Consider the following 9,530-nt stretch of genomic DNA (forward strand, 5'->3'; position numbering starts at 1 on the left):
TGGCACGTGCGATCAGGCGAGCCGATAGATTCGCTCGGCATTGGCACGGAAGAAACGATCGCGGTCGCGCTGGTCCCATTCCGCCGCCAATTGTTCCGCCAGCCGGAACCACCGCAGATAGCCGCCGGCGACCTCGTTCACCGGCCAGTCGCTGCCGAACAGGATCCGCTCCGCCCCGAACGCTTGTGCCGCGACCCGCGCGTACCACAGCACATCCTCGGCCTGCCAGCCGGACCAGTCCGCCTCGGTGACCAGCCCGGATATCTTGCACACGACGTTCGGCAGCGATGCCATTTCGGCGATCTGCGCCTGCCACGGATCGCGCAGCCCGGCGGCGATACCGGGCTTGGCGCAATGATCGAGCACGAAGCGCACGTCGGGACAGCGCCGAACCAGCGCGATCGTCTCGGCGAGCTGGTCGTGCTTCAGGCACAGTTCGAAATGCAGCCCGCGCTCGCCCACCTGGCGAACGCCGGCGACGAACGCCTCCTGCAACGCAAAGCCGGGCGCGTGGCCCTGGATATTGTCGCGCACCCCGCGCACCAGCGGCATCGCCGCGACCGCGTCGAGCCGCGCGGCGGCGTCGTCCGCCAGCAGCGGCACCCGCGCGACGATCGCCTGGATGCGCGAATCGATCGTGGCCAGCCCGGCGACCCATTCGGCCTCCGCGATCGAGCAGCGCGGATGTGCGTCGCACTCGACGAACACCATCCGCGTAACCGGCACATCGGCCGACACGCGCTGATAGTCGGTAAGGAGGAAGCTGCGGTCGAACGGCGATCCGGCCTCGATCCACGGATAGTCGATCCGATCGACGTCCCAGAAATGGGCGTGGCTATCGACGACGGTCATGCGCGGCGTTTCCTTCCTTCACAGATTGTTCGCGACCACCTTGCTCAGCCCGGTCGCGCCATTGACCATGCCGCCCGACAGGTTGCGCCGCAGTTCGTTGGCGACGATCATGTAGTTGTTCGATCCGCCGGGGGCGACGCGGATGCCATAGGCCTGGAAATTGCCGAATCCATCCGCCTCGCCGATCATGTTGCCCAGGATCTGGAAATCGCTGACCCCGGCGGCGATGCTGATCCCGTCATGCCGGCGCGGCGCGGCGCGCGAATTCCCGGTGATCGTCGAGTCCTTGATCGTCACGTTGCGCGATCCCGGCTCGATCAGGATGCCGTCGGCACCGCTGTTGTAGATGCGCGAATCGGTGATGCTCAGGCCGTTCACGTTCCTGACCTGCATGCCATAGACGGCGGCCGTCGCCGACCAGCTGTTGGTCAGCCGCATCGATTGCCCCGCCTGGAAATTCCAGCCGACGCCATTCAGCGTATCGGCCAGGCAATTGGTGAAGAAGCCGAAATTGGGCGCGTACTTCTTTTGCGTGTTCTGGAACAGAAAGCCGGTGTGGCCGCCGGTCACGTTGACGTTGATCGCGTAGATGCCGCCAACCCCGGTATCGAACACCACCCCGGCCGAACTGGTGCTGTGGTCATACTGGTTGACCTCGACATCGGACAGGAACACGTCGCCGACATTGGCGAAATACAGGCTCTGTCGTGACGCATAGGTGATCACGCTGTCCTGCACGAACACCTGGTTGCCGCCGGTCACCCAGATGCCGGTGCTGACATAGGCGTCGGTCGCGGCGCGGCCGATGTTGAGTTGCTGGAAATAGGTCCGCCAGCAGGTGTTGCACAGGATCGCCATCCCGGTCGGGTCGGGCGCCGAATAGATCAGCCCGAGGTCGCGGATCTGGATCTTGTCGATCGGATGGCCGTCGTTGGAGATGTTGAAGATATGCGCGGCGCGATTGGCCTGCGCGATCGTCGCGGTCGCGCTGCTCGCGCCGCGGACGGTGGTATTGGGGTTGGCGATCCGCAGCTGGCCGGTGATGCGATAGGTGCCGGCGGGCAGATAGACCGGCTGTCCGCTGTGCGCGGCGCGATCGATGCACGTCTGGAGGCGATCGGTATCGTCGGCGGCGCCGTCGCCGCGCGCGCCGCAATCGGCCTTGACGTCCAGGTCGCGCGCCTCGGCCCGCGCCGGCGCCAGCGCGCTCAGCCCGATCAGCATCACGCCCAGCAATACGCCCCGTCCGGTTCGAATGATCCTCGTCATGGCCCCTCCCCTCCGCTCGGTTTCGATGCGATTACGCCGACCAGCCCCCGTCGATCATCAGCGACTGGCCGGTCATGAACGCCGATTCGTCCGACGCCAGATACAGCGCCAGCGCCGCGATCTCGCCGGGCTGGCCGAGCCGGCCCATCGGCTGGCGTGCGCGGAACGCGGCCAGCGCGCCGTCGAAATCGCCGGTCGCGCGCAGCCGGTCGTGCAGCGACGGCGTCTCGATCGTGCCGGGGCAGATCGCGTTGCAGCGGATGCCGCGGGTCACATAATCCGCCGCGACCGATTTGGTCAGGCCGACCACCGCCGCCTTCGACATGCCATAGGCGCAGCGGTTCGGCGCCGCCTTGGGCGCGCCGACGATCGAGGCCATGTTGACGATCGATCCCGCCCCCCGCTCCAGCATCGCCGGCAGGAACGCGCGGATCAGGCGGAACATCGAGGTGACGTTGACATCGAACGATCGCGCCCAGTCGGCCTCCGAACAGTCGAGCACGGTGCCGTTCGCCACCATGCCGGCGCAATTGAACAGGATGTCGACCGGCCCGACGCGCTCCGCCACCGCGGCGACCGCCGCCGCGTCGGTGACGTCGAGCGCGATCGTGCGGCACGGCGCCATCCCGTCGAGCGCGGCGGCGTTGATGTCGCTCGCCCACACCCGCGCGCCTTCGGCGGCGAACAGCAGCGCGGCGTCGCGGCCGATCCCCTGTCCCGCGCCGGAGACGAAAGCCGTCTTTCCCGCCAGGCGCCCGGCGCCCGCTGCGGCTCGTTCCATTTTATCGTACTCCCGGATGACAGGCCGGCCCGACCGCATCGATCGTCTTGTAGCCAAGGATGAATTCGCGGTGGCCCAGCGCCTCCGACTTGGACGGCGCGCCGCCGGCGATCGCCACGACCAGGTCAAAGATGTCGTCGCCGACCTGATCGAGCGTCGCCTCGCCCAGCATTACGCGGCCGGCGTCGATATCCATGTCCTCGCCCATCCGCGCATAGGTCTCGGGGTTGCCGGTGATCTTGACCACCGGCGCGATCGCCGATCCGACCACCGATCCGCGCCCGGTGGTGAACAATGTCAGGTGCGCGCCGCACGACATCAGCTCGACGATCTCGGCATTGTCGGCGATGTTGGGAAAGCCGAATTTGGGCGCGGTATCGGGGACCACGTCGAGCAGGTAGAGGCCGGGGCCGTCGGGCGCCTGGGTCGGGCGGATCAACCCGTTGATCGGACGGCTGCCCGACTTGACGTACGCGCCCGCCGATTTCTCCTCGAGCGTCGACAGGCCGCCTTCGGCATTGCCCGGCGCGAAGCTGCCATAGCCCATCGCGCGGTAATAGGTTTCGGCATTGGCAATCGCCTGGTCGATCGCCCGCGCGATTTCCGGGGTGGCGGCGCGCGTCGCCATCGCGCCCTCGCAGCCGATCATCTCGCCGGTTTCTTCAAAGATGCAGGTCGCGCCGGCATCGACCAGCCGGTCGAACGCGCGGCCGACGGCGGGGTTGGCGGCGATGCCGCTGGTGCCGTCCGATCCGCCGCAGATCGTGCCGATCACCAGATCGGAGAGGTGCATCGGCACGCGCCGCGCGCGCTCGCGCATCTCCGCCCGGACCCGGCCGACCGCGGCGACCGCGGCGTCGATCCCCGATCGGGTGCCCCCCGCCTGCTGGATCACCACCGTCTCGACCGGCCGGCCGCTCGCCGCGATCTGGGCCGCCAGCCCCTCGCGGTCGAACCCCTCGCAGCCGAGCGAGACCAGCACCGCCCCGCCGACGTTGGCATGGGTCGCCAGCGCCTTCATCATGCGCAGCGCATAGTCGTTGGGATAGCAGCCGGGAAAGCCGAGCAGGTGGACGTCGGCGTCATTCGACTGCTCGACCACGCGGCGCGCGACGTGATGCGCGCATTCGACGAGGTAGATCACCGCCAGCACGTCGCGGATACCCTTTCGCCCGTCGGCGCGGGCATAGCCGTCGGCGATGATCATGGGTCCACCTTTGACGCGCGGGTGTGGCTGGAGATGTAGTTGCTGCGCATGTTGTGGAGGTGCACCCAGGCGCCCGGCGGGATGTCCGCCGTCGCCGATCCGATCGCCATGCCGTACTTCACCACCGTCGCGCCCGACGGGATGAAACGGAACGCGACCTTGTGCCCCAGCGCCAGATTCTCGCGCGCGACGACGGTCGGCGCCGCTTCGATCGCGAGCGGCTCTCCGGCGGCGACGTTGCGGCGGCACACGGCGACATTGTCGGCCGGCGCCAGGACGATGGCGAGCGCGCCGGTCATCCGCGCGCCCCGACGATACGGCCGCCGGCCACCGGGGCCTTGATACGCAAAGGAACCATATGCCGTGCGATCACGAACGCCGGGGCGGCTTGCCCCCGGCCCAGACCAGCCGGCGAAGCTGCTTGAGCACCGCCAGCGATTCCTCGCCGATCGTCCCGTCCTGATAGATGCCCACGCCCAGCGTCACCGGCGCGCGATCGGCCTGGCAGGTGCGGATATAGTCGGCGAGCTGCGCGGCGGTATAGCGCGGCGGCTCGATCGCGACGTCGGGCTTGATGTGGAACCACGGGTCGTCGAGCCGGATCGCGGAGTGCGCCTGTAACCCCGCCCCGGCGCCACGCCCGATATAGCGCGACTTGAACGGCTTGGCGGGCAGGTCGGTGATCTCGCCGCTCCAGTAATCCTGCCACTCCGTCTCCACCGGAAACGCCCAATAGTTGAGCGCGACCATGCGGTCGCGGTGGCCGGTCTTGACCGCGTCGAACAGCGCCTCGTGCGGCAGGTTGGGATAGCTCTCGGTGGTCTGGAACCAGGAATCGAACCAATAGCCCTCGACCTTCGAGCCATAGCGCGTGCCGAATTCGCGCAGCACATCGCTCAGCTGGGTGGCGTATTCGGCCTCGCTGAACGCCGGCAGGTCGAGCGCGGTGCCCGCCTGCTGCTCGAGCTTTCCGATGCCGGGGCAGTTCATGTAGAGCATCAGCCGGATGCCGTGCTTGCCCAGCGCGTCGGCCAGTTCGCCGATCAGGTCGCGCTTGGTCGTCCAGCCCGGATGGAGCTTTTCCCAGCTCTTGATCGGCGCCGGGCAGGTCGGATGACCGTGATTGACCGCCCAGATCAGGTAGCGCGCGCCGCAATCGGATACGGTCTGCGCCAGCTTCTTCACATCGAGCGCGTTGATCGACTGTTCGTAGGGCACCTGCGCGCCGTGACGCGGCATCGTCAGGTTGAGGAAGTGGAACCACATGCCGTAACCGGAATCGGCGAACCAGTCGGTGTTCGCCCGCCGCGACCGCGCGCGCTGCTTGTCCGCCTCCACCGCCGCGCGCTGGGCGACCGGGGTCAGCTCGACCGAACGCAGGCGGAAGATCTCCTTGCCCTTCTCTCCCGCCACCTTCAGCTTGACGACGTTGACGCCGCGCACCAGCGCGATGCGGCCGGGCACGGGGACGCGCTCGAACAGATAATATTCGCGCATCGTCCAGAAACTGTCGCTGTCGGGATCGCCCGGATTCTCCGAAGGGCCGTTGGGATCGGGGTAGAAATATCCCTCCGTCACCTTCGCCGCGAAACTGACCTTCGACGCCCCGGCCTCGATCGTCACCGGGGTGCCGGCCTGGGTGGTCGAATAGCATAGCGCCAGATCATATTCGCCCGGCTCCGCCACCTCGACCGTCCACAGCAGTTCGCCCGCGCCCAGGAACGGCAGCATGATGCTCAGTTCGCCGGGGCCGAAGCGTAGTTCGCCCGAACGCGACGCCGCCTTGGCCGGATAGAGGCGGATGACCGGATCGAGCTTCGTCACCGACACCGGCCCGCCGTCCGCATCTGCCGCCGCGCCGAGGCCGGCGGCGGCGCCGGCCGAAGCGGGCAACCCGGCGACCGCCATGGTCGACAGCCCGGTGCGGAGAAATTCCTTGCGATTCATCTTCAGCATGTCGTGTCCCGTCGTTACGCGCTGGTCGCGCGGCGGAGGCGGCGGCGGCGCGCCTCCGGAATGGATGCCAGAGGGTGGCTCACGCCCCGGCGCCGTTGCCGCGCACCAGGCGCCCCACCTCCCTGAGGATCGGCATTGCCTGGGGGCCGAGCGAGCCGTCCTGAAAGATGCCGACGCCCAGCGTGACCGGCACCTGCTCGGCCTGGCAGCGGCGGATATAGTCGGCCAGTTCCTGCGCCTTGAACCGCGGCGGCGGCATCGGCTTGTCCTGCGCGATGTGCAGCCAGTCGGCATCGAACCGCAGCGCGACGTGCGCCTGCAATCCCTTGGCCACACCGTGATCGATGTAGCGGCCGCCGAACGATCTGGTCGGCAGGTCGGTCAGCTCGCCGGCGAAATAATCCTGCCATTCGGTCTCGGCCGGGAACACCCAGTTGTTCCACGCGACCAGCCGATCGGGATGGCCGGTCTTGATCGCCGCATCCAGCGCCTCGAACGGCAGGTTCGGGTAGCATTCGGTCGCCTCGAACGTCGAATCGAACCAATAGCCGGCGACGCGCGGGCCATAGCGTTCGCCGAATTCGCGAAACACGTCGACCAGCTGGCTGGCGTATTCGTCCTCGTTATAGCCGGGAATGCCGTTCACCGTGCCGGGGTTGAGCGCCATGCCGCCGACGCCCGGCGGGTTCATGTAGAGCATCAGGCGCATCCCGCGCCGGCCCAGCGCATCGGCCAGCTCGGCGATCAGGTCGCGCTTGGTGGTCCAGCCGGGATGCAGCTTCTCCCAGCTCTTGATCGGCGCCGGACAGGTCGGATTGCCGTGGTTGACGGTGAACATCAGATATTTGGCGCCGGTTTCCGCCACCGTGCCGACCAGCTTCTCGACGTCGAGTTCGTCGACCGCCTGCGCATAGGGCTTGCGCGGGCCGTGCGGTGGCGTGGTCAGGTCGAGGAAGTGGAACCAGATGCCGTAGCCGGCGCGCGCGAACCAGTCGGTGTTGGCGCGCCGCGCCCGCGCGCGCTTCTGGTCCGCCACGATCGCGGCGCGGGCGGTGACCGGGGTCAGCTCGACCGAGCGCAGGCGCAATATCTCCTTGCCCTTCTGCCCGATCACTCGCAGCCGCACGACGTTGACGCCCCGCACCAGCTGGAACGTGCCGGGCACCGCCACGCGCGCGAAATTGTAATACTCGCGCAGCCGGAAGAAGCTTTCGCCACTGGGGTCGCCGGGATTGTCATCCGGCCCTTCGGGATGCGGAAAGAAATAGCCGTCGGTGACCGGGATCGCATAGTCGACGCTGGTCTTGCCCGCCTTGACGTTGACCGGCTGGCCCGGCGCGGTGGTGGTCGAGCAGCAGATCGCGAGGTCGTACAGCCCATCCTCGGGCACGCTGACCGTCCAGGTGATCTCGCCCGCGCCCAGGAACGGCATCATCGTGCCGATCTCCGCCGTGGCGAAGCGGACGTCGCCCATCCGCCCCAGCGCCTTGACCGGATACAGGCGAATCGTCGGATTGAGCGTGGTGATCCTGACCGGCCCGGCGGGCTTCGCCGCCGTACCAGCGACCGCCGCCGCGACGCCCGATGCCGGCAGGCCGGCTACCGCCATGGTCGACAGCCCGGTGCGCAGGAAGTCCTTGCGGCTCATCGTCGTCATGCTGGAATCCTCTTTCATTGCGCCCAGCCGCCCTGGGCCATGATGCCGCCGTCGACGGTCACGCATTCGCCGGTCATGAAGGAGGCCCCGTCGCTGGCGAGGAAGGCGACCACGCGCGCCATCTCCTCGGGTTGGCCGAACCGCTTCATCGGATAGGCCTGGCGCAGCCGCTCCATATAGCCTTTGTCCGGGATGCCGGCGGCGACGTCGCGCAGCAGCGGCGTGTCGAAGGTACCCGGCGCGATCGCGACGACGCGGATATTGTCCTCGGCATATTCCAGCGCGAGCTGGCGGGTCATCGCGATGATGCCGCCCTTCGACGCGGCATAGGCGGCCGCGCCTTTCTGCGATTGCAGGCCCTGCACGCTGGCGGTGTTGATGATAACGCCCCGCCCCTTGGCCTGCATCGCCGGGATGCAGCGTTTCACCATCCAGAAATAGGATTTCAAATTGACCGTCAGGATCGCGTCCCACAGCCCGTCGTCCAGTTCGTGCGCGGGCACATAACTGGTCGGCGGCTGGATGCCGACGTTGTTGCACAGCACGTCCGCGCCACCCAGTTCCGCCGCCCTGGCGACGATCGCGTCGCAGGTCTCGGGCAGGGCCATGCTGCCGCCGACGAAATGGATCGCGCCGGGCAGGCCCTCGGCCTCGGCGACCACCGCCGCGCCCGCCGCGGGATCGAGGTCGTTGCACACCACCTGCGCCCCCAGCCGGGCGAATTCGAGCGTGAACGCCTTGCCCAGCCCGCCGGCACCGCCGGTGATGATCACCACCTTGCCGGAGAAATCGATGGTCATCAGCGGGCTCCCTTGGTCGGTGCGTCGCGCCACAGCGACAATATGTCTTCCAGCGGCATTCCCTTGGTCTCGGGCAGCTTGCGCGCGACGACGACCAGCTGGATGACGAGGAACCCGGCGCAGCCGAGGAACATCGCCGACACGCCGAACGTGTCGCGCACCACCGGGAACGCCTGGTTAATGACGATGTCGGTCAGCCACACCGCGACGGTGGCGATTCCCATCGCCCGCGCGCGCACCGCCGTCGGGAAGATCTCCGACAGCACGATCCATTTGATCGGGCCGAGCGAGAAGGCGAAGAAGGCGACGAACATGCATAGCAGCGCGATGATCACCGCGCCGTCGGTGACCCCGGCGGCAAAGCATAGCCCGGTCAGCGCCAGCGCGATCGCCGCGCCGGCACAGCCGGTCAGCAGCACCGGACGGCGGCCGAACCGGTCGACGACGAACAGCGCGAGCACGGTGAAACAGGCGAGCACGATGCCGATCACCGCGTGACCGCCCAGCGACGATCCGGCGGAGATTCCGGCGCGCTCGAGGATCACCGGACCATAATACATCACCACGGTGATGCCGCTCAGTTCGGAGAACACCGCGAGGAAGATACCCAGCCACAGCGGCCGGCGCAGCCCCGCCAGCGACGCGCGGCCCGCCGATCGCGTCTCCTCTCGCAGCGAATCCTCGATCTGGCCCAGCTCGGTCTCGGCGGCTTCCGCATCGCCGCGCAGCCGCGTCAGCACGCCGCGCGCACGTTCCGGACGCCCGACCAGGCTCAGCCAGCGCGGACTTTCGGGCACCGCCAGCGCAAAGCCGAGGAACAGCAGCGCCGGCACCACCTGGCCCAGGAACATGCCGCGCCAGACCTCACCGACGAACAGCCAGTCCCACAGCCCCGGCGTGGCCGACGGTGTCGTGCGCAGCGAATGGTCGAGCAGGCCGGCGTTGACCAGCATCGCCGCGACGATGCCCATGGTGATGGTCAGCTGGAACAGCGACACCAGCCGCCCG

Annotated in this window: 9 protein-coding genes; all 9 read right to left on the bottom strand. The window is 68.0% G+C overall.

Translation table 11 applies throughout. The features are described from left to right. Positions 1 to 12: 12 nt before the first annotated feature. Positions 13 to 852, bottom strand: coding sequence for an amidohydrolase family protein (locus tag VNR91_RS12400; protein ID WP_325491086.1), 840 nt, complete (start codon positions 850 to 852; stop codon positions 13 to 15). A gap of 18 nt (positions 853 to 870) precedes the next feature. After that, positions 871 to 2,121 (bottom strand): right-handed parallel beta-helix repeat-containing protein, encoded by a 1,251-nt coding sequence (locus VNR91_RS12405; RefSeq protein WP_325491087.1) that lies wholly within the window; start codon positions 2,119 to 2,121, stop codon positions 871 to 873. A gap of 31 nt (positions 2,122 to 2,152) precedes the next feature. Beyond that, entirely contained in the window at positions 2,153 to 2,902 is a 750-nt protein-coding gene (locus tag VNR91_RS12410) for an SDR family oxidoreductase (protein WP_325491088.1), read from the bottom strand. A 1-nt stretch (position 2,903) separates the two neighbouring features. Continuing rightward, on the bottom strand, positions 2,904 to 4,103 hold the full coding sequence (locus VNR91_RS12415) for a UxaA family hydrolase (RefSeq protein WP_325491094.1): 1,200 nt from the start codon (positions 4,101 to 4,103) through the stop codon (positions 2,904 to 2,906). Between the two features lie 2 nt (positions 4,104 to 4,105). Continuing rightward, positions 4,106 to 4,408, bottom strand: a complete 303-nt coding sequence (locus VNR91_RS12420; RefSeq protein ID WP_325491089.1) for a UxaA family hydrolase — start codon at positions 4,406 to 4,408, stop codon at positions 4,106 to 4,108. 70 nt (positions 4,409 to 4,478) lie between these two features. Beyond that, on the bottom strand, positions 4,479 to 6,065 hold the full coding sequence (locus tag VNR91_RS12425) for an alpha-L-fucosidase (protein ID WP_325491090.1): 1,587 nt from the start codon (positions 6,063 to 6,065) through the stop codon (positions 4,479 to 4,481). Between the two features lie 79 nt (positions 6,066 to 6,144). Then, complete coding sequence (locus tag VNR91_RS12430) at positions 6,145 to 7,722, bottom strand: alpha-L-fucosidase (protein ID WP_325491091.1); 1,578 nt, start codon at positions 7,720 to 7,722, stop codon at positions 6,145 to 6,147. A gap of 14 nt (positions 7,723 to 7,736) precedes the next feature. Continuing rightward, positions 7,737 to 8,522: a glucose 1-dehydrogenase gene (locus VNR91_RS12435; RefSeq protein WP_325491092.1), complete on the bottom strand. Its 786-nt coding sequence runs from the start codon at positions 8,520 to 8,522 to the stop codon at positions 7,737 to 7,739. Continuing rightward, on the bottom strand, positions 8,522 to 9,530 hold a 1,009-nt coding region (locus tag VNR91_RS12440), incomplete at its 5' end, for an MFS transporter (RefSeq protein ID WP_325491093.1). The genes VNR91_RS12440 and VNR91_RS12435, both read right to left, overlap by 1 nt.

Origin of the sequence: Sphingomonas sp., from assembly GCF_035555815.1 — a bacterium.
In the GTDB taxonomy this organism is placed as follows: Bacteria; Pseudomonadota; Alphaproteobacteria; order Sphingomonadales; family Sphingomonadaceae; genus Sphingomonas.

Bases quoted from the DNA above. Each gene is read 5' to 3' on its own strand.
- VNR91_RS12400 (WP_325491086.1), bottom strand. From the start codon at position 852: ATGACCGTCGTCGATAGCCACGCCCATTTCTGGGACGTCGATCGGATC.
- VNR91_RS12405 (WP_325491087.1), bottom strand. From the start codon at position 2,121: ATGACGAGGATCATTCGAACCGGACGGGGCGTATTGCTGGGCGTGATG.
- VNR91_RS12410 (WP_325491088.1), bottom strand. From the start codon at position 2,902: ATGGAACGAGCCGCAGCGGGCGCCGGGCGCCTGGCGGGAAAGACGGCT.
- VNR91_RS12420 (WP_325491089.1), bottom strand. From the start codon at position 4,408: ATGACCGGCGCGCTCGCCATCGTCCTGGCGCCGGCCGACAATGTCGCC.
- VNR91_RS12425 (WP_325491090.1), bottom strand. From the start codon at position 6,065: ATGCTGAAGATGAATCGCAAGGAATTTCTCCGCACCGGGCTGTCGACC.
- VNR91_RS12430 (WP_325491091.1), bottom strand. From the start codon at position 7,722: ATGACGACGATGAGCCGCAAGGACTTCCTGCGCACCGGGCTGTCGACC.
- VNR91_RS12435 (WP_325491092.1), bottom strand. From the start codon at position 8,522: ATGACCATCGATTTCTCCGGCAAGGTGGTGATCATCACCGGCGGTGCC.